The organism is Kitasatospora sp. NPDC048298, assembly GCF_043201465.1.
GTDB lineage: Bacteria > Actinomycetota > Actinomycetes > Streptomycetales > Streptomycetaceae > Kitasatospora.
This window is the reverse complement of record NZ_JBICYZ010000008.1, coordinates 141,931-163,714: the sequence shown is the minus strand read 5'-3', so window position 1 is coordinate 163,714 and position 21,784 is coordinate 141,931. Positions and strand designations below refer to the sequence as shown.

Here is a 21,784-nt window from a genome sequence, read left to right as displayed (position 1 = left end):
GCCCGGCAGAGCGACGGCAAAGGCGTGTAAGAACCCGCAGGAGATGTACGCCCCCGAGCCGGGGCCCGGCGAGCCGCTCCCCCGGCGGCGGCCGGGCCTCGGTCGCGGGGCGGTCCGACCGGCCGGCAATCAGTCACCACGGCCGCTCCAGCGGCACATCGCCGCAGGGCGCCCGGAACCGGGATCGAGGTAGGAGCGGACAGCCGGCACCTGCTGTCAGGCATTCGGCCAGATGGAGTCGATCACCCTTCTCGTCCCCGAGGGGTGGCAGGATGGCCCGCATCACGCACCCACCCGGTCGGATGTCACGCGTCCTGACATCTTCGGCCCCGGTCAGCGCTCAACACACTTCTTCAAGCGCGGAAATGCCCGGACGGCAACGTCCGGCGATCTCGGAGGAACGGAATGAATCTGCATCGCCCGGCCGCGACCCTCATGGCGGCCACTGCCCTCCTGCTCTGCAGTCCCGCCCACGCCTCGGCGGTGGACGGGAAGACGCAACGGGAGAAGATCGTCACCTGCGTCAACGCGGAGATGGAGAAGGAGAACACCGCACGCAAGGGAGACGGTCATCTCACCGACGCCCAGCTCAAGGCGCTCCAGAGGATCGTCGACGCCGAAGTCATGAACGGCCCCCTGACGAAGACCTCGGCTGACGAGCAGAAGAAGCTCCTGAAGAGGATCGAGGATGCGGCCAAGAAGGACAAGGACCTGCAGGATCTGCCCACGGCAACCATCGACAAGATCCTGGTGGAGCTCAAGGAGAAGGGGGCCTATTGCGAAGCCCAGAAGTAACGTTGGCGGCTTCGCGCCCAGTGTGAAGGCGCCCGAGCGCCGGGCGCGGGAACGGGCTCCACCGGGCGGCGCGTCAAAGGGGGCGCACCCGCGCCCCGCCCGGTGGAGCCCGGCCGTTACCGCGTCAGCAGCTCCTCCAGGACGTCCGCCCCCTTGGACGCGCCGCCCGCCCCGCGCACGATCCGGCTCAGGGCCGCCGCCCGGGGGCGGTGGGACCGGACGTCCTGGACGGCCTCGCGCAGGCCCTGCACGGTCGGCTCGGCGAGCGTCCTGCCGACCTGCAGTTCCTCCGCCCGCCGGGCGATCGCCCGCTGTTCCGGGATCTGCGGCACCGCCACGAAGGGCACCCCGTGGTAGAGGGACTCCATCGTCGAGTTCATCCCGGCGTGGCTCAGGAACACGTCGGTGTGTCGCAGCACCGCCACCTGCGGCACGTGCGCGTGCACTTCGACGTTCGCCGGGATCGGGCCCAGCGACTCCCGGTCCAGCCCGCCCACCGCCATGACGACCTGCCAGTCGCTGTCCCCGAACGCCTCGATGCAGGTCCGGTAGAACTCGGGCCGGTCGTTGAAGACGGTTCCCAGCGATATCAGCAGCACCGGGGCCTGCGACCGGGGGCTCCACTCCTCAGTGGTCTGCCGGCTGCTCAGCGACGGCCCGACGAAGTGGAAGCGCTCGTCGAAGGTGTCCCCCGACAGCTGGAACTCGCGGGGGACGAACACCAGGCTCGTCGGGGCCACGTAGCCGAACATCAGGTTCGGGTCCTTGACGAAGGTGTGGCCCTGCGCGAACGTCCCCATGTCCTGGATCGCGGCCACCAGCCGGGGGTTGGTGTGGTCGAAGTCGGCCGGTAGGTACACCTGCGCCGCCGAGAAGGACTCGTTCTCCGCGAAGGTCGGCACCAGGGAGATCTCCGGCACGTCGAGCAGGTTGGCCAGCATCCTCCCGGTGAAGGTCACCGAGTCGTAGCACACCGCGTCCGGCGGGTCGGCCGAGAAGTGCTCGGCCAGGACGGGGAAGGAGGCACGCGCGTCGTCGAGGTAGTACTCCATCGTCACGGCGAGCTGTTCCGCCGTGAACTCGCCCCGCGCCGCCATGTCGGGCGGCAGCTGCGAGGGCAGGGTCACCGGCGACGCCCCGGCGGCGACGGCGGCGTCCATGGTGGCCGGTCCCGTGGCGTAGCTGACCCGGTGACCGCGCCGGACCAGCTCTTCGACCAGCGGCAGGGTCGGGTTCACATGCCCGGACGCGGGCGCGCTCACGAAGGCGACATGGGCCATCAGCCCTCCTCCAGGATGACCGGAAGAGTCTTGTGTCCGTTGGTGAAGAAGGAACCCAGCGGCTCGAGTTCGGACGACGGGACGGCCAGCCGCAGCCGGGGGAACCGGGAGAACAGCGCGGACAGCGCCGTCGTGGCCTCCAGCTTCGCCAGGGGGCTGCCGAGGCAGAAGTGCACGCCGTGCCCGAAGGTGAGGTGGTCGGCCCGCGACGGCCGGGTGACGGAGAAGTCCTCCGCGTCGTCACCGTGCTGCGCCGGGTCGCGGCCGGCCGCGCCGTAGGACAGCAGGATCGCCTCGCCCTTGCGGATCTGCACGCCGTCCGCGGAGATGTCCTCCACGGCGTACCGCAGCGGCAGGTTCGGCACCGGTGCCTGCCAGCGCAGGGTCTCGTCCACCACGTCCTCCCACGTGCTGGTCCCGGACCGGACCAGGTCGAGCTGGGACGGGTGCGTGGCCAGCGCGTGGATGGCGTGGTCGAGCAGGTTGACCGTCGTCTCGAAGCCGGCGGAGATGGTCAGCAGCAGGGTGTCCAGCAGTTCCCGCTCGGACAGTCGTGTGCCGTCCGACTCCTGCGCGGCGATCAGGTCGCTGGTCATGTCGTCGCCGGGGTCGCGCCGTTTGGCGGCCACGAGGTCCTTGAGCAGCATGTACAGCTCGCCGGAGGCGGCCTGCACGCCCGCCGGGTCCGCGTCGAGGCTGAACACCGCGTCCACCAGCCGCCGCAGGTCCGCGCCCGTCTGCGTGGTCACCCCGAACAGTCCGGTGATGACCTGGATCGGCAGCGGGAACGCGAACCGTGCGCGCAGGTCGACCGTCTGCCCCGGTGGCACCGCGGCCAGGTCGGCGATCAGGCCGGCCGTGATCTCCTCGACGCGCGGCCGCATCGCTTCGATGCGGCGCTGGGTGAACGCCTTGGCCACCAGGCTGCGCAGCCTGGTGTGGTCGGACCCGTAGGCGGTGAACATGTTCTGCATCGCGACCCACATGATCAGCGGCCAGTCCGGCGGGATGTCGCCGTCGCGCCACATGGGCCAGTGCTTGTTCGCGTCCTTGGAGACCTTCGGGTCGAGCAGCAGCTTCTTCGTCAGGTCGTGCCCGGTGACGGCCCAGGCCGACACGCCACCGGGCAGTTCGACGGGCGTGGCCGGGCCGCGCTCGCGCAGGGCGGCGGCCTCGCCGAAGATGTCGCCGCCCGAGGGGTCGATGACGTACGTGTCGGCGGACGGGGCCTGCGCGCGCACCGGTTCGGTGAAGACGGTGGTCGTACGGGGCTTGGGGGGCTCGGTGACCTCCAGCAGGGTCGCGGTGAACCGCGAGCCCATGCCGAGGCCGATCGACATGATGGTGTCGCCGGGCTTGAGGGTCTCGTCGTGCAGCAGGTGGTCCATGCCGAGCAGTTGGTCGCACGGCCCGACGTGGCCGAGCTCGCGCAGCATCGGCCAGGTGGTGCGGCTCAGGTCGATACCGAGCGGCTCCAGCACGACGACCTCCAGTTGGGCCAGGCCCAGACCGGTGACGACGAACCTGGTGATGTCGGCGATGTCGACGCCGCCCTCCTTGGCGGCCTGCTCGACCGCGGTGACCAGTGCCCCGCTCATCAGCGTCAGATACGGGGCCAGGCCGGTGACCTCGATCGGCGTACGGTTGCGGTGGCCCTTGGGGTCCGGGATCGTCGGGGTGGCGAGGACCTCCATCTGGGTCGCGGAGCTGTTGGCGGTCGCGACCAGCCGCGCCCGGCCGCCCTCGCGGTTGAGCACGGCCGCGACCGCACCGTCGGCCAGGAAGATCCCGACGGTGGGCTGCCAGCGTTCCCACCGCGGCGGCAGGAACCGGGCGGTGGCCGTGACCAGGGTCGCGGTCGCGGCCGGGTCGGCCACCAGGTGCGCGGCGGCGGACTGCAGCGCGGCCGAGCCGCCGTTGCTGGTCGCCTCGACCTCGTAGACGAGGGCGTGGCCGAGGCCGAGGACGCGCTGCAGGTGGCAGGAGGACGCCATGTGGTCCTGGTGGTCCATCTGCGCGTAGGCGGCCATGGAGATGTCGGCGCCGCTGAGGCCGGACTCGCGCAGGGCTCCGATCGCCGCGTGCACGGCCATCGCGTGCTCGGTGACGTCGTCGGAGCTGGTGAACGACACGAAGTCCGACAGCGCGAGCAGCCGCCGCATGGTCTCGGTGTCCGGCACTGCCTGCGTCGCGGGCGTGCGGGGCGGCAGGTACCGCCCCGTTCCGCCGATGTAGACGTTGTCCCAGATCATGCTTGGTCCTTTCCCCTGAGTTCGGACAACCCGGCCCCGTACCCGTCGAAGTCGAGGAGCCATGTACTGATGGCCAGCGCCGTGGCCGCGGAGTTCTCCTCCAGTGCGGTGAAGTGGTCGCCAGGGACGGTGAGCACCTCCTGGACGGTGGTGGACAGCCGGGGCCACGAGCGCTCCCCGGTGCCCACCAGCAGCACCGGCGCGGTGACGGGCTCCGGGGCGCCGGCCAGATCGAGGTAGCGGCCCATGGCCACCAGCCGGTCGTCGTCGACCGGGTGGACCTGGTGGCCGGCGTCGAGCATGCCGGTGAGCACACCCGGCAGGTCGTCGGGGTAGCCGTCGATGAGCACCACGGCGCTCGGCCGGGCCCCCCGCCGTTCCAGTTCCCTGGCGGTCGCCAGGGCCATCCACGCGCCCACCGAACGGCCGACCAGCACCGGCGCGGCGACGGTCGACGCGGCCTCGGCGAGTGCCTGGACCAGGACGTCGGCGTCCGCGGGCAGCGGGTCGCCGGCGAAGCCCGGCAGGGTGACCGCCGTGACGTCGCGGGCGGCCTCCAGCGCCGCGGCGAACCGCCCGTACTCCTCGATGCCGCCGGACGCCAGCGCGGACGGCAGGCAGACCAGCGACGGCTGGAGGAAGCCGGTCGCGAGGGCGACCGCCTCGGCCTTGGGCGCGTCGGTGGCCGGGCTCAGCCGGGACACCGTGGCCAGCAGATCGAGGCCGTCCTGCGCGCGGCCGACGTCGACGGCCTTGCGCAGCAGGCGTTCCATCGGCCCGGCGACCCGGTTCTCCGGCGAGCACAGCTGCCCGTAGAGGTGGTTGACGAGCTGTTCGGGGGTCGGGAAGTCGAAGACGAGGGTCGCCGGGAGCTGGAGCCCGGTGGCCGCGTTGAGCTGGTTGCGCAGCTCGATGGCGGTCAGCGAGTCGACGCCGTGGTCGCGGAACAGCCGGCGCGGGTCGTCGATCCCGCCGGGGGCCATCCCGAGGATGCTCGCGCTGTGCCTGACGACCAGGTCGAGCAGCAGGGCGCGCTGCTCGGGCTCGGGCAGGGCTTCGAGCCTGGCCCGCAGGTCGCCGGGGCCGGCTGCCGGGGCCGGCGCGCGCCGCGGCCGGGCGAGTCCGCGCAGCAGCGCGGGCGGGGTGTCGATCGCCGCGAGGTCGAGGCGGACCGGCACCAGCGCCGGGCGTTCGCCGGCCAGGGCGGTGTCGAACAGGCCGAGGGCCTGCTCGGTGGCCAGCGGCAGCATCCCGGTCCTCGCCAGCCGGCGCTGGTCGGCCTCGGTCAGGTTCCCGGTGATGGCGCTGGACTCGGCCCACTGGCCCCAGGCCAGGGAGGTGGCCGGCAGACCGCGCGCGTGCCGGTGCTCGGCGAGCGCGTCGAGGAACGCGTTCGCGGCGGCGTAGTTGGCCTGCCCGGGGGCGCCGAACACCCCGGACGCCGAGGAGAACAGCACGAACGCCCGCAGGTCCAGGTGCTCGGTGGCCTCGTGCAGGTGCCACGCGGCATCGGCCTTCGAGCGCAGCACCGTGTCGATCTGCTCCGGTGTCATCGATCCCACCACGGCGTCGTCGACGACCCCGGCGGCGTGCACGACGACCCGCAGGTCGGGGATCGAGGCGACGAGGTCCCTCAGTGCCCCGCGGTCACCGGCGTCGCAGGCGACCACGGTGAGGGCGGCGCCCAGCTCCTCCCGGAGCCCGGGCGGCTCGACGCCGCGACGGCCGGCGAGCACCACGTGCCGGGCGCCGTGCCGCTCGACCAGGTGCCGGGCGACCAGGACGCCGAGGGTGCCGGTGCCGCCGGTGATCAGCACGGTGCCGTCCAGGGACGCACCGTCCAGAGGCGCAGCGTCCAGGGGCGCAGCGTCCAGGGGCCCGGCCGGGGCGGCCGGGGCGGTCAGGGCGGCCCGCACCAGCCTCGGCACGAGGGCGGTTCCGTCGCGCAGCTGGATCTCGGGCTCGCCGTCGCTCACGGCGGCGCGCACCGCGGCGGGGATCGCCCGTCGTGAGGCGGCCGTGCCGTCGTGCCGGACGGTCAGGATCCGCCCGGGGTTCTCGCTGTGCGCGCTGCGCAGGAAGCCGCGGGCGGCGGCCGAGGCCAGGCCGTCGCCGGTGAGGACCACCAGCCGGGCCGGTGTGTCGGTGGCCAGGAACTCCCGGACCGTGCCGAGCAGTTCCCGGGTCACCGCGTGGGCGGCCGCGACCGGTTCGCCCTCGCCGACGACCTCGTGGAGGACCGTCTCGGTGTCCGGGCCGTCCGGTGCCGCCATCGGGGTCCAGTCGACGGCGAACAGCGTGTTCGGCCGGCGCCCGACCCCGTGACCCGCCGCTTCGACGGGCCGCAGGACGATCTCGTCGATGTTCACGACCGGTGTCCCGGCGGTGTCGGTGATCCGCACCGCGTAGGTGTCCGGCCCGGTCGGGTGCAGCACCACGCGGGCCGTCGCGGCCGCCCCGGTGACCGACACGCCGGAGAACGAGAAGGGCATCCGCGCCTGGCTGCCGCCGGCGCCGCCGTCCTCGGCCGCGAGGCCGGCGAGCAGGGTCAGCGGCTGGATGGCGGCGTCCAGGAGCGCGGGGTGGACGCGGTAACCGGTGAGCTGCGCGGGGTCCGCCGGGAAGCTCACCTCGGCGTGCAGGTCCTCGCCGTGCCGCCGGATGCCGGTGAGCCCCTGGAAGGCCGGCCCGTACTCGTAGCCGGCTTCGGCGAGCCGGTCGTAGAGCGAACCGATGTCGATCGACGCGCCCTCGCTGTCGTCCGCCCCGGGCACGGCCATCCGGTCGGCCCCTGTCGCCCGGTCCGGCGGACTGAGCACGCCGGTCGCGTGGCGGGTCCACTCGTCGGGCTCGGCGGAGGTGCGGGAGTGGACGGTGACGGGCCGGCGTCCGGTGTCGTCGGGCGCGCCGACGGTGACCTGCACGTGCACACCGTCGTGCTCGGACAGCACGAGCGGCGCCTCCAGGACCAGTTCGGACAGGACGGGGCTGGCCGTGTGCTCGCCGGCGTGGACGGCCATGTCCACGAACGCCATCGCGGGCAGCAGCGTCGAACCGAGCACGGTGTGCTCGGCCAGCCACGGGTGGAGGGAAGCGGAGAGCTTCCCGGTCAGCACCACGCCCTGCCCGTCGGGGAGCTTCACCAGGGACCGCAGCAGCGGGTGGTCGGGCGTGTCGAGGCCCTCCGACGGGGTGGTGGGGTGGAGCCAGTAGTGCTGGTGCTGGAAGGCGTACGAAGGTACACGCACGTCCGGCGTTCCCGCCGTCGTGGTCGCGGGTGGCGTCCAGCGCGCGGCGCCGTCCGCCCACAGCCGGCCCAGCCCCGCGAACAGCCGCTCCGGAGAGTCACCATCACGCCGCATCAAGCCGTTGCCCACCAGCACCGGATGCGGGCCCACCTCCACGAACCCCGTAACCCCCTGGCCCGTCAGCCACTCCAGGGCGTCGGCGAACCGGACCGGTTCCCGTACCTGCCGCACCCAGTACCCGGGCTCCCCCAGGTCCACCGGACGCCCGGCCACCGTGGAGACCACCGGGATCACCGGCTCACCGAACGACAAACCCTCAGCCACCCGGTCCAGTTCCTCCAGCACCGGATCCATCCGCGCCGAATGGAACGCGTGACTGACCTCCAGCCGCCGCACCCGGCGCCCACGGCCCTGCCACACCTCAGCGACCGCCTCCACCGCGGCCTCGTCGCCCGACACCACCACCGCGTCCACCGCGTTGACCGCTGCGACCTCGGCACCCGGCACCAGCGAGCCCTCCACCTCCTCCAGCGACGCCTGGAGCGACACCATCGCCCCACCACCGGGCAACTCCTGCATCAACCGGCCGCGCGCGCTCACCAGCGCACACGCGTCCTCCAGGCTCAGGACGCCCGCCACATGGGCCGCCGCCACCTCACCGACCGAGTGCCCGACCACGAAGTCCGGCCGAACCCCCAACGACTCCACCAGCCGGAACAGCGCCACCTCCAGCGCGAACACCGCGCCCTGGGTGTACAGCGTCTGCCCCAGCACCCCCTCCGCGTCCTCGAACAACACCTCCACCGGCAACCCCAGCAACCCGCAGACCTCGTCCAACGCCCGCGCGAACACCGGGAACTCCCGATACAAGCCCCGTCCCATCCCCGCCCACTGACCACCCTGACCGGAGAACACGAACGCCGACCTGCCGGAGTCGCGGGCTTCGCCGGTCACCAGCCCGGGATGCGCCTCCCCGCGCAGCAGGGCCGCCAGTGCCTCCGGTCCGGTCACCACGGCCCGGTGGGCGAACCGGGTCCGCGCGGCGAGCGCGGCGGCGATTCCGTCCGCGTCGGGGGCCTCGGTGTCGGGGGCCTCGGCCGCGTACGCCTGCAGCCTGCGGGCCTGGGCCCGGAGCGCCTGCTCGGACTTGGCCGACAGCAGCCACGGCACCGGCACGACGGCTGCGGGAGCGGCGGGGGACTCGGGCGAGGTCTCCTCGGCCGGCTCCGGGGCCGGGGCCTCCAGGATCACGTGCGCGTTGGTACCGCTGATGCCGAACGCCGACACGCCGGCACGGCGGGGGCGCCCCGTCTCCGGCCACGGCCGGGCCTCGGTCAGCAGGGAGACCTGGCCCTCCGACCAGTCGACGTGGGAACTCGGCGCGTCGACGTGCAGCGTCGGCGGCAGTTCACCGTGTCGCATCGCCATCACCATCTTGATCACACCCGCCACGCCGGCCGCCGCTTGGGTGTGCCCGATGTTCGACTTCACCGACCCCAGCCACAACGGCTCCACCCGGCCCTGGCCATAGGCGGCCAGGAGTGCCTGCGCCTCGATGGGGTCACCGAGCGTCGTCCCCGTACCGTGCGCCTCCACCGCGTCCACCTCGGACGCCTCCAACCCGGCATTGGCGAGAGCCTGACGGATCACCCGCTCCTGCGACGGACCGTTCGGCGCGGTCAGGCCGTTGGACGCCCCGTCCTGATTGACCGCCGAACCCCGCACCACCGCCAACACCCGGTGACCGTTACGACGGGCGTCCGACAACCGCTCCAGCAGCACCAGGCCGGCGCCCTCACCCCACGCCGTACCATCGGCAGCCTCGGCGAACGCCTTCACCCGCCCATCGGCCGCAAGCCCCCGCTGGCGGGAGAAGTCGATGAAGGCGGCGGGTGTCGCCATGACCGTCACACCGCCGGCCAGGGCCAGTGAGCACTCCCCCGAGCGCAGCGCCTGCGCCGCCAGGTGGATCGCCACCAGCGACGACGAACACGCCGTGTCCACCGACACCGCCGGACCCTCCAGCCCCAGCAGGTACGACACCCGCCCTGAGGTCACACTCGTCGCCGTGCCGGTGGCCACGTAGCCGTCCGCGTCGCGCGAGATCTGGTCCACTCCGCCCGCGTAGCCGGATGCCCAGATGCCGGTGAAGACGCCCGTCTGGCTGCCCCGCAACGACGTCGGATCGATCCCCGCGTCCTCGAAGGTCTCCCACACCGTCTCCAGCAGCACCCGCTGCTGCGGATCCATGGCGAGCGCCTCGCGCGGCGAGATCCCGAAGAACGCGGCATCGAAGCCGCCCGCATCCCCCAGGAAACCACCCGACCGCGTGTACGACGTCCCCGGGCCACCGGCCGGATCGTAGAGACGACCCACGTCCCAGCCACGATCCGACGGGAAATCACCCACCGCATCGACCCCACCCGACACCAGGCCCCACAAGTCCTGGGCCGACCCGACCCCACCCGGGTACCGGGCCCCCAACCCGACCACCACCACCGGATCACCCGACACGGGAACCCCGGCCGGCGCGGGCGCGACCGTCCCGCGCTCCTTGCCGAGGACCACCTCCCGCAGGTATTCGGCCAGCCGGGCCGGGGTCGGGTGGTCGAAGACCATCGTCGCCGACAGCCGGGTCCCGACCGCCGTGGACAGCCGGTTGCGCAGCTCCACGCCGGTCAGCGAGTCGAAGCCCAGGTCCTTGAAGGCCAGGTCGCCACCGATCTCGTCGCTGCGGCCCAGCACGGCCGAGGCGTGGGTGCTGACCAGGTCGAGCAGGATCTCGCGTTGCCGGGCCTCGGGAAGCGATCCCAGCTCGCCCGCCAGTCCGGTGGTCCGCACCGGCTTGCGGGCGCGTGTCAGCGCGCGCAGCACCGGACGGTCACCCAGTGCGGACACCTTGATCCGGGCCGCGACCACCGCCGGTTCCGCGGTGTCCAGGCCCCCGTCGAACAGCCCGAGTGCGTGGTCGGTCGCCATCGGCAGCAGCCCCGCGCGGGCGAGGCGTTCACCGTCGGCCTCGGACAGCTGCCCGGTCAGCCCGCTGGCCTCGGCCCAGTAGCCCCAGGCCAGAGACACCCCCGGCAGGCCCTGGGCACGCCGGTGCGCGGCCAGGCCGTCGAGGTAGGCGTTGGCCGCTGCGTAGTTGGCCTGCCCTGCCGCGCCGAGCATACCGGCGGCCGAGGAGAAGAGGACGAAGGCCGTCAGATCCAGCCCCCGGGTGAGTTCGTGCAGGTTCCACGCCGCCCGGGCCTTGGGCTCCCAGACGGCGGCGAGACGGTCGGGGGTCAGGGACTCGACCACGCCGTCGTCGAGCACACCGGCCGCGTGGACGACCGCGGTCAGCGGGTGCGCGGCCGGGATCGAGTCCAGGACGGCCGCCAGCGCGTCCCGGTCCGCCACGTCGCAGGCGGCCACGGTGACCTCCGCGCCCAGCCCCTCCAGCTCCTCGCGCAACGCCGCCCCGCCACCGCTGCGGCTGACCAGCACCAGATGCCGCACACCCCGCTCGGCCACCAGATGCCGGGCCACATGGCCCCCCAGCGTCCCCGTACCACCGGTGATCAGCACCGTGCCGGCCGCATCCAGATCCGCCGGAACGGTGAGGACGATCTTCCCGACATGAGCGGCCCGGCTCATGAACCGGAAGGCGTCCCGCGCGCGGCGGACGTCCCAGGTGGTGAGCGGTGGCAGCCGCAGCTCGCCCGCGCCGAGCAGCCGGACGGCCTCGGCCAGGATCTCCGCCAGCCGCTCCGGTCCCGCGTCGGCCAGGTCGAAGGCCAGCACGCCGGGCCGGACGTCGGCCTTGCCCATCTCCACGAACCGCCCGCCGGGCGCGAGCAGCCGCAGGGAGGCGTCCAGGAACTCGCCGGACAGCGAATTCAGGACGACGTCCATGGGCGGGAAACTCTGCTCGAACTCCAGGGTGCGCGACGAGGCGATGTGGTCCTCGTCCAGCCCCAGGGAACGCAGCGCGTCCCACTTGCCCGGGCTGGCGGTCGCGTGGACGTCCGCACCCCGGAGCCGCGCGAGCTGGACCGCCGCCATGCCGACACCACCGGTACCCGCGTGGATCAGCACCCGGTCACCGGCCTTCAGCCCGCCCAGGTCGCGCAGGCCGTACCACGCCGTCATGAACGCGATCGGCACGCTGGCGGCCTGGGTGAACGTCCACTCGTCGGGGATGCGCACCAGCACCCTGTGGTCGGCGACGGCCACCCGGCCGAACGCGCCGGACAGCAGCCCGGCGACCCGGTCACCCGGCCGCAGCCCGGTGACCTCGGCGCCGACCTCGGTGACGACGCCCGCGCCCTCGCTGCCGAGCAGCGCCGGGTCCGGGTAGACCCGGAGGGCGATCAGCACGTCCCGGAAGTTCAGGCCCGCCGCCCGCACGGCGACGCGCACCTCCAGGGGCCCGAGCGGGGCCTGCTCGTACGGCAGGAAGGCGAGGTCGTCCAGGCTGCCCGTGACCGCCTGCGTCAGCCGTCCGTCGAACGCCTCCTCCGGTGTGGAGCGCACGAGCCGGGGCACGTAGACGGCCCCCTGGCGCACCGCCAGCTGGTCCTCGTCGCCGACCGACAGGCCGTCGGGCAGCTCGTCGGCGTCCACGAGCACGAACCGGCCGGGGTGCTCGGACTGCGCGGACCGGACCAGGCCCCAGACGGCCGAGGCTTCCGGGTCGCTCACCGCGTCACCGGGAACGACGGCGACCGCGCCCCGCGTGCGCACCACGAGCCGTTCGCCGGGCCCGGCCAGGAAGTCCTGGACGGCCGTCAGCGCCTCGGCGACCGAGCCGGGCGAGACGACGGCGTCGCCGAGCGCGCCTTCGCCGGGGGTCAGCGGAATCCAGTCGAGGGCGTACAGCGGGCCGCGTTCGGCCATCGGACGGGTGGTCAGCGCCTCGATGGTCGCCACGGGCTCGCCGGACCGGTCCGCCAGGTGGACGGCGTACGTGCCGGGGCGCACCACCGTCAGCCGTACGCGCGCGGAGGTCACGCCGGTGCGGTGGACCGCGATCCCGCTCAACGAGAACGGCAGCCGTACGTCGCCTTCCGTGCCGGCCAGCAGCGCCAGCGGTTGCAGGGCGGCGTCCAGCAGGGCCGGATGGACGGAGAACCGGGCCGCGTCCGGCACGGTGACCTCGGCGAACACCTCGTTGCCGCGGCGCCACACCGCCTGCACGGCCTGGAAGGCCGGCCCGTACTCGTAGCCCGCCGCGGCGAGCGTGTCGTAGAGCCCGGTGACCGGTTCCGCGCCGGCCGGCGGCCATTGCGTCAGGTCCCGCCCGACCACGGCCCGCCCGACCACAGGCTGCCCGCTCACCGTGCCGGTGGCGTTCCGCACCCAACCGTCCGTACGGGACCGGACGTCGACCGTGCGGCGGCCGGTCTCGTCCGGCTCGCCCACGACGACCTGCACGTCCACCGCGCCGTCCGCGGGCACCACCAGCGGCGCCTCCAGGACCAGTTCCTCGACGGCCGCCCCGGCCGCGTGCACCACCAGTTCCACGAACGCCGTCGCGGGCAGCAGCACCGTCCCCAGGACGGAGTGGTCCGCGAGCCAGGGGTGGGTGGCCAGGGAGAGCCGACCCGTCAGGACCCTCTGCTCGCCCACCTCGACGGCGGCGCCGAGCAACGGGTGGTCCACCGAGTCGAGCCCGGCCGCGGACACGTCTCCCGCGCCGCCGGCGAGCCAGAACCGCGTCCGCTGGAAGGGGTAGGTGGGCAGCGCCACCGGCTCCCCTTCGGGGAACGGCCACCGCACCGGCACACCCGCGACGAACAGCCGCGCCGCGGCGGCCAGGAACTCGGCCGGGGTGCCGTGGTCGCGGCGCAGTGTCCCGGTCACCACACCCGCCTCGTGCTCCTCCAGCGCGGGTGTGAGCACCGGGTGCGGGCTGATCTCGACGAAGACGGGGTCGCTACCCGAGGCGAGCAGCGCACGGGTGGTCTGGTCGAACAGCACGGGTTCGCGGAGGTTGCGGTACCAGTAGTCGGCGTTGAGGGCGGAGGTGCCGATCTCCTCGCCGGTCACCGTCGAGTAGAACGGGATCGCCGCCGGGTGCGGTGTGATGTCGGCGAGGTCGGTGAGCAGTTGCTCGCGGATCGCCTCGACCTGGACGGAGTGGGCGGCATAGTTCACCGGCAGGCGGCGGGCGCGGATGCCGTCGGCCTCGCAGGACTTCAGCAGTTCGTCCAGCGCGTCCAGATCACCCGATACCACCACGCTGTCCGCGGAGTTGACCACGGCCACGGTCAGCCGGCCGTCCCAGCGGGCCATGAACTCGGCGGCCTTCTCATGCCCGAGGCCGACCGACACCATCCCGCCCTGGTCGGCCAGGGCGACGAGGGCCTTGCTGCGCAGGGCGACCGCCTTGGCGGCGTCGTCCAGGGACAGCGCCCCGGCCACGTACGCCGCCGCGATCTCCCCCTGGGAGTGCCCGACGACGGCATCGGGTTCGACACCGTGGGCACGCCACAGCGCGGCCAGCGCCACCATCACCGCGAACAGCGCCGGCTGCACCACATCCACCCGCTCCAGCGAGCCACCGCCCGTCAGCACCTCCACCAACGACCAGTCGGTGTACGGCGCCAACGCCGCGTCACACGCGTCGATCGCCTCCCGGAACACCGGCTCCGAGGCGTACAACTCCCCACCCATGCCGACCCACTGCGCCCCCTGCCCCGGGAACACGAACACCGAACGACCCAGCGGGCGGGCGGTCCCGGTGACCAGACCCGGCAACGTGCCGCCCTCGGCCAGGGCGTCCAACGCCTCCACGCCGCTCAGCACCACGGCCCGGTGCTCGAACACGGTGCGGGCAGCCAGAGCGCCCCCGACCGCCGCCGGGCTCACCTCGGGATGCACGGCGGTGAAGGCGCCCAGCCGGCGCGCCTGCTCCCGCAACGCCGCCTCGGACCTGGCCGACAACACCCACGGCACCACCCCACCCGTGGGCTCCGTCGAAACCCCGACCGGCTCCTCGGCAGCCGCCTCGATCACCACGTGCGCGTTGGTACCGCTGATGCCGAACGCCGAGATGCCCGCGCGACGCTGGTGGCCGTTGTCGGGCCAGGGCCGGGCCTCGGTGAGCAGCCGGATGTTTCCGGACTCCCAGTCGACGTGCGAGGTCGGCGCGTCGACGTGCAGCGTCGGCGGCAGTTGCCCGTGCCGCATCGCCATGACCATCTTGATCACACCGGCCACGCCGGCCGCCGCCTGGGTGTGGCCGATGTTGGACTTCACCGACCCCAGCCACAACGGCTCCACCCGGTCCCGGCCATAGGTCGCCAACAGCGCCTGCGCCTCGATGGGGTCACCGAGCGTGGTGCCGGTGCCGTGCGCCTCCACCGCGTCCACGTCCGCCGTCGACAGTCCGGCGTTGGCGAGGGCCTGACGGATCACCCGCTCCTGCGACGGACCGTTCGGCGCCCCGAGGCCGTTGGAGGTGCCGTCCTGGTTCACCGCCGAACCCCGGACGACCGCCAGCACCCGGTGGCCGTTGCGACGGGCGTCCGACAACCGCTCCAGCAGCAGCAGGCCCGCACCCTCGGCCCAGGCCGTACCGTCGGCCGCCTCGGCGAACGCCTTCACCCGGCCGTCGGGAGCCAGGCCGCGCTGGCGCGAGAACTCCGTGAACCCCAGCGGGGTCGCCATCACGGTGACCCCGCCGGCCAGGGCCAGTGAGCACTCCCCCGAGCGGAGCGCCTGCGCTGCCAGGTGGATCGCCACCAGCGAGGACGAGCAGGCGGTGTCCAGCGAGACCGCCGCGCCCTCCAGCCCCAGCAGGTAGGCGATCCGGCCGGAGGTCACGCTGGTCGCGGCGCCCGTACCGAGGTAGCCCTCGGCGTCGGCGGGTGCCTGGTCGCCGTAGCCGGATGCCCAGATGCCGGTGAAGACGCCCGTCTGACTGCCCCTCAGCGACGTCGGATCGATCCCCGCGTCCTCGAACGTCTCCCACGCGGTCTCCAGCAGCACCCGCTGCTGCGGATCCATCGCCAGTGCCTCACGCGGCGAGATCCCGAAGAAATCGGCATCGAACCCGGCCGCGTCGGCGAGAAAACCACCCGACCGCGTGTACGACGTCCCCGGATGATCCGCATCCGGGTGGAACAGCCCCTCGACGTCCCACCCGCGATCAGCCGGGAACCCCCCGATCGCATCCACCCCGCCCGACACCAGGCCCCACAGGTCCTCCGGCGACCCGACCCCACCCGGATACCGGGCCCCCATGCCCACGATCACCACCGGATCAGCGCCGACAGCCACCCCACCCATCGGCACCACCGGCACCACATCCGCACCCTCACCGAGGATCCCGCTCAGCAGGTGCTCGGCGAGTTGCCGCGGGGTGGGGTGGTCGAAGGCGAGGGTGGCGGGCAGACGCAGGCCGGTGGCGGTGTTGAGCCGGTTGCGCAGTTCGACGGAGGTCAGGGAATCGAAGCCGAGGTCCTTGAACGGCTGCCGGTCCCATCCGGCCCCCGGTTCGCGGTGACCGAGCACGGCGGCGGTGTTGGCGGTGACCAGGTCGAGTGCGGCGCGCAGCCGTTCGGCCTCCGGCAGTGACCGCAGGCGGGCGGCGATCGCGCCGTGCCGCGCCGGGCGCCGGGCCGCCTTGCGGGAGACGAGGCCCTTGAGGGCCGCCGGAGCCGCCGGGGAGCCCGCCATCACGGACAGATCGAGGCGTACCGGCACCAGCGCGGCCCGGTCCGTGGCCAGGGCCGCGTCGAACAGCGACAGGGCGTGTTCGGTGGCCAGCGGCACGACCCCGGCTCGCGTCAGCCGGTCCTGGTCGGCACCGGTCAGGTGCCCGGTCATGCCGCTGGCCTCGGCCCAGTAGCCCCAGGCCAGCGAGGTCGCCGGCAGGCCGAGGGCGCGCCGGTGCACGGCGAGGGCGTCGAGGAAGGTGTTGGCCGCGGCGTAGTTGGCCTGCCCGGGGCTGCCGAGCGTGCCGGCGGCCGAGGAGAAGAGGACGAAGGCCGTCAGATCCAGCCCCCGGGTGAGTTCGTGCAGGTTCCAGGCCGCCCGGGCCTTGGGCTCCCAGACGGCGGCGAGACGGTCGGGGGTCAGGGACTCGACCACGGCGTCGTCGAGCACGCCGGCGGCGTGCACGACCGCGGTCAGCGGGTGCGCGGCCGGGATCGAGTCCAGGACGGCCGCCAGCGCCTCCCGGTCCGCCACGTCACAGGCGGCCACGGTGACCTCCGCGCCCAGACCGGCGAGTTCCTCGCGCAACGCCGCCCCGCCACCACTGCGGCTGACCAGCACCAGGTGCCGCACACCCCGCTCGGCCACCAGATGCCGGGCCACATGGCCCCCCAGCGTCCCCGTACCACCGGTGATCAGCACCGTGCCGGCCGCATCGAGATCCGCGGGAACAGTGAGGACGATCTTCCCGACATGAGCGGCCTGGCTCATGAACCGGAACACGTCGACCGCGTCCCGGACCCCGCGGACGTCCAACGGCAGCGGTGCGAACCCGCCGTCCGTGAAGGCCCGTACGACGGCGTCCAGGATCTCGCCGAGCCGTTCCGGCCCCGCGTCGGCGATGTCGAACGCCCGGTAGACGATGTCGGGATGGTCGGCCGCGTCGCGGATGTCGGTCTTGCCCATCTCCACGAACCGCCCGCCGGGCGCGAGCAGCCGCAGGGAGGCGTCCAGGAACTCGCCGGACAGCGAATTCAGGACGACGTCCATGGGCGGGAAACTCTGCTCGAACTCCAGGGTGCGCGACGAGGCGATGTGGTCCTCGTCCAGTCCCAGGGCACGCAGGATGTGCCACTTGGCCGGGCCGGCGGTGGCGAACACCTCTGCCCCGAGCCGCCGGGCCAGTTGGATCGCCGCCATGCCGACACCACCGGTGCCGGCGTGGATCAGCACCCGGTGCCCGGCCTCCAGCCCGCCCAGGTCGCGCAGGCCGTACCAGGCGGTCAGGAACACCACGGGCACGGACGCGGCCCTGGCGAACGACCAGTCGTCGGGCATCCGGACCAGCAGCCGCTCGTCGGCGACGGTGACCGGGCCGAAGGCGCCGGGGACCAGGCCCATGACGCGGTCGCCGGGCCGGAACCGGCCGTCCGGGCCGGTTGCGAGGACGACGCCCGCGCCTTCGCCGCCCATCAGGGCCTCGCCGGGGTAGACGCCGAGGGCGATCAGCACGTCCCGGAAGTTGAGCCCGGCCGCCCGCATGGCGATCCGGACCTGCCCGGGCCCCAGCGGCTCCATGAGCTCCGGGCGGGGCACCAGCGCCAGGTCGTCGATGCTGCCGGTGCCCGTGTCCTCCAGCCGCCAGGTCCCGTCCGGCGGGGTGAGGCTCGCGCCGACGCGGACCAGGCGGGGGACGCGCAACGTCCCCTGGCGTACCGCCAGTTCCGGCTCGTCCGTGCCGGCGATAAGCGCCGGGTCCCAGGTCGGGTCGGCGTCGACCAGGACGAACCGGTCGGGGTGCTCGGCCCGCGCGCCGCGGACCAGACCCCAGACCATCGAGTGGTGGAGGCCGACCACGTCACCGGGCGCGGCGGCGACGGCGTTGCGGGTGACAACCGCCAGCCGCGTCCGCTCGCCCGCCAAGTGGTCTCGGATCACGGCGAGTACGCTCCGCGCGCTCTCGTACGCCGCCTCGACGGTGTCCGCCTCGGGCTCCGGCCCGGGCACCTCGTAGACGACCAGGTCCGCGGGGTCACCGCCCGTCGATGCCGGTTCGAGGGCCGGCCGTTCGAAGGGCAGCCAGTCGAGTGCGTACAGGCTGTCCGGGACGGCGGTGGCGTCCCGGACGGTCAGCGACGTGATGACCGCGACCGGGGTGCCGTCCGGATCGGCCACGGCCACGGTGTACGTGTCCGGCCCGGTGGCGGACAGGCGTACGCGCAACGTCCGGTGGCCCGTGGGCCGTATCGCCACTCCGGTGAACGCGAACGGCAGGCCGGTGCGGTCGGTGAGGAACGCCATGGGGTGCAGTGCGGCGTCGAGCAGCGCGGGGTGCAGAGCGAACGGTTCCTCGGCGGGAAGCTCCACCTCGGCGTAGACGGTGTCGCCGACCCGCCGGGCCGCCGTGACACCCTGGAACGCCGGCCCGTACTCGTAGCCGAGCACGGACAGCGAGTCGTAGAGCCCGTCGACGTCGAGGGGCTCACCGGCCTGCGGCCAGTCCCAGGCGCTCAGCGCCGGCTCCTCGCCCAGGGTCCCGGTGGCGTGCCGCACCCACTCGTCGCCGTCACGCGAGTACACCGTGAGCGGGTTGCGGCCGTCCTCCTCGGAGCCCACGACGACCTGGAGGTCCACCGGGGTGTCGTCGAGGACGAGCGGCGTTTCGAGCACCAGCTCCTCGACCGCGCGGCCGAGCCGGCCGGCCGCGTAGGCCGCCATCTCCGCGAACGCTGTGCCGGGCAGGAGGACGGAGCCCCGCACGGCGTGGTCGGCCAGCCACGGGTGGGTGGCGAGCGAGATCCGTCCGCTGAGCACCGCGCCGTCGGGCAGTTCCACGAACGTACTGAGCAGGGGGTGGTCGCCCGACGCCGTCGGGACGGGCCGCAGCCAGTACGGCTGGCGCTGGAAGGCGTACGTCGGCAGGCTGACGGGCTCGGTGTCGTCCGGGAACCGCCAGTCGACCGGGACACCATGGACGTGCAGGCGGCCGAGCGAGGTGAGGAAGTCGTCCTGGTCGCGCCGGAGCGTGCCGGTGACGAGGAGGTCGGAGCCGTGGTGGTGACCGGTCTCCTCGACCGCGGAGACCAGGACCGGGTGCGGGCTGACCTCGACGAAGACGGTGTGGCCGTGGTCGAGCAGCGCACGGGTGGTCTGGTCGAACAGCACGGGTTCGCGGAGGTTGCGGTACCAGTAGTCGGCGTCGAGGGCGGAGGTGTCGACGGGTTCCGCGGTGACGGTGGAGTAGAACGGGATCGTCGCCGGGCGCGGTGTGATCTCGGCGAGTTCGGTGAGCAGTTGCTCGCGGATCGTCTCGACCTGCGCGGAGTGGGCGGCGTAGTTGACGGGCAGGCGGCGAGCGCGGATGCCCTCGGCCTCACAGACCGTCAGCAGTTCGTCCAGCGCGTCCAGATCGCCCGACACGACGACCGAACCGGGGGCATTGACCACCGCCACCGTCAGCCGGCCGTCCCAACGGGCCATGAACTCGACGGCCTTCTCATGCCCGAGGCCTATGGAAACCATGCCGCCCTGGTCGGCCAACACCGCCAGCGCGCGGCTGCGCAGCGCGACCACCTTGGCGGCGTCCTCCAACGACAGCGCCCCGGCCACGTACGCCGCCGCGATCTCGCCCTGGGAGTGCCCGACGACCGCATCGGGTTCCACACCATGGGCACGCCACAGCTCCGCCAGCGCCACCATCACCGCGAACAGCGCCGGCTGCACCACATCCACCCGCTCCAGCGAACCACCGCCGGTCAGCACCTCCACCAACGACCAGTCCGTGTACGGCGCCAACGCCGCCTCACACGCGTCGATCACCTCCCGGAACACCGGCTCCGAGCCGTACAACTCCCCACCCATACCGACCCACTGCGCACCCTGACCCGGGAACACGAACACCGAACGACCCGGCGCACCGGCCACACCCATGACGACGCGCGGGTCTCCGTCGGCGAGGGCGGCCAGCTCCGCCACGAGGTCCGCCCGGGTCGCGCCCACCAGGGCCGCCCGGTGGGCGAGCAGGGTACGGGTGGTGGCCAGGGCCCGGCCGACCGCGGCCGGCCGGAGGCCGGGGTGCGCGGTGACGTGCTCCGCGAGCCGCCGGGCCTGGGCACGGAGGGCATCGTCCGTCTTACCGGACAGCAGCCACACCGTGGGCTCCGCGGAGCCGTCCCCCACGGGCAGTTCGGGGGTTTCCTCCGGGAACTGTTCGATGACGACGTGCGCGTTGGTGCCGCTGATGCCGAACGCCGACACGCCGGCGCGGCGGGGACGCCCCGTCTCCGGCCACGGCCGGGTCTCGGTGAGCAGGGAGACCCGGCCCGCCGACCAGTCGACGTGGGAGGTCGGCGCGTCCACGTGGAGGGTCCGCGGCAGTTCACCGTGCCGCATCGCCATGATCATCTTGATCACACCGGCCACACCGGCGGCGGCCTGGGTGTGCCCGATGTTCGACTTCACCGACCCCAGCCACAAGGGCTCGTCCCGCCCCTGACCGTAGGTCGCCAGGAGTGCCTGGGCCTCGATCGGGTCGCCGAGGGTGGTGCCGGTGCCGTGGGCCTCCGCCGCGTCCACGTCCGCCGTCGACAGTCCGGCGTTCGCCAACGCCTGCCGGATGACGCGTTCCTGGGACGGACCGTTCGGCGCCGCGAGCCCGTTCGACGCGCCGTCCTGGTTCACCGCCGAGCCCCGCACGACCGCCAGCACCCGGTGGCCGTTGCGGCGGGCGTCGGACAGGCGTTCCAGCAGCAGCAGGCCGGCGCCCTCACCCCAGCTGGTGCCGTCGGCCGCCTCGGCGAACGCCTTCACCCGGCCGTCGACGGCGAGCCCCCGCTGCCGCGAGAACTCGACGAACCCCGCCGGCGTCGCCATCACCGTCACACCACCGGCCAACGCCAGCGAGCACTCCCCCGCCCGCAGCGCCTGCGCCGCCAGGTGGATCGCCACCAGCGACGACGAGCACGCCGTGTCCACCGACACCGCAGGACCCTCCAGCCCCAGCAGGTACGACACCCGCCCGGAGGTGGCGCTGGTGGCCGTTCCGGTGGCGAGGAAACCTTCGAGGTCCGGCGGCGGCTGGTTGCCGTAGCCGGAGGACCACAGGCCGGTGAACACGGCTGTGCGGCTGCCGCCGAGCGTGGTCGGGTCGATGCCGGCGTACTCGAAGGTCTCCCACGCGGTCTCCAGCAGCACCCGCTGCTGCGGGTCCATCGCCAGTGCCTCACGCGGCGAGATACCGAAGAACCCGGCGTCGAACCCGGCGCCGTCGGCGAGGAAGCCGCCGGATCGGCTGTAGGTCGTGCCCGGCCGGTCCGGGTCGGGGTCGTAGACGACGTCCCAGCCACGGTCCGGCGGGAACTCGGTGATCGCGTCGGCACCGTCCGAGACGAGCCGCCACAGGTCGGCCGGGGACTCCACTCCGCCCGGGTAGCGGCAGCCCATGCCGATGATCGCGATCGGTTCGCGCGCGGCCTCCTCCATGTCGGCGAGGCGCTTGCTGAGCACTCCCAGGTCGGCCGTGGCGCGCTTGAGGTAAGTGCGGAGCTTCTCTTCGTCGGACATC

The 21,784-nt window shown here is 73.3% G+C and carries 4 protein-coding genes; 1 reads left to right on the top strand and 3 read right to left on the bottom strand.

The genetic code is table 11. The features are described 5' to 3' along the window. Window positions 1-405 precede the first annotated feature (405 nt). The gene (locus ACGF0D_RS09805; protein ID WP_392914550.1) at window positions 406-795 is read left to right on the top strand and encodes a hypothetical protein; all 390 of its coding nucleotides are present in this window, start codon (window positions 406-408) and stop codon (window positions 793-795) included. Window positions 796-911: 116 nt separating this feature from the next. Here the strand turns inward: ACGF0D_RS09805 and ACGF0D_RS09800 are convergent, their stop codons facing one another. The 3 genes from ACGF0D_RS09800 to ACGF0D_RS09790 are packed head-to-tail and all read right to left on the bottom strand — an operon-like array spanning window position 912 to window position 21,783. After that, complete coding sequence (locus ACGF0D_RS09800) at window positions 912-2,075, bottom strand: macrolide family glycosyltransferase (protein WP_392914549.1); 1,164 nt, start codon at window positions 2,073-2,075, stop codon at window positions 912-914. After that, on the bottom strand, window positions 2,075-4,327 hold the full coding sequence (locus tag ACGF0D_RS09795; protein WP_392914548.1) for a cytochrome P450: 2,253 nt from the start codon (window positions 4,325-4,327) through the stop codon (window positions 2,075-2,077). The genes ACGF0D_RS09800 and ACGF0D_RS09795 overlap by 1 nt, the downstream gene beginning before the upstream one ends. Next, window positions 4,324-21,783: an SDR family NAD(P)-dependent oxidoreductase gene (locus ACGF0D_RS09790; RefSeq protein WP_392914547.1), complete on the bottom strand. Its 17,460-nt coding sequence runs from the start codon at window positions 21,781-21,783 to the stop codon at window positions 4,324-4,326. The genes ACGF0D_RS09795 and ACGF0D_RS09790 overlap by 4 nt, the downstream gene beginning before the upstream one ends. Between the last annotated feature and the right edge of the window lies 1 nt (window position 21,784).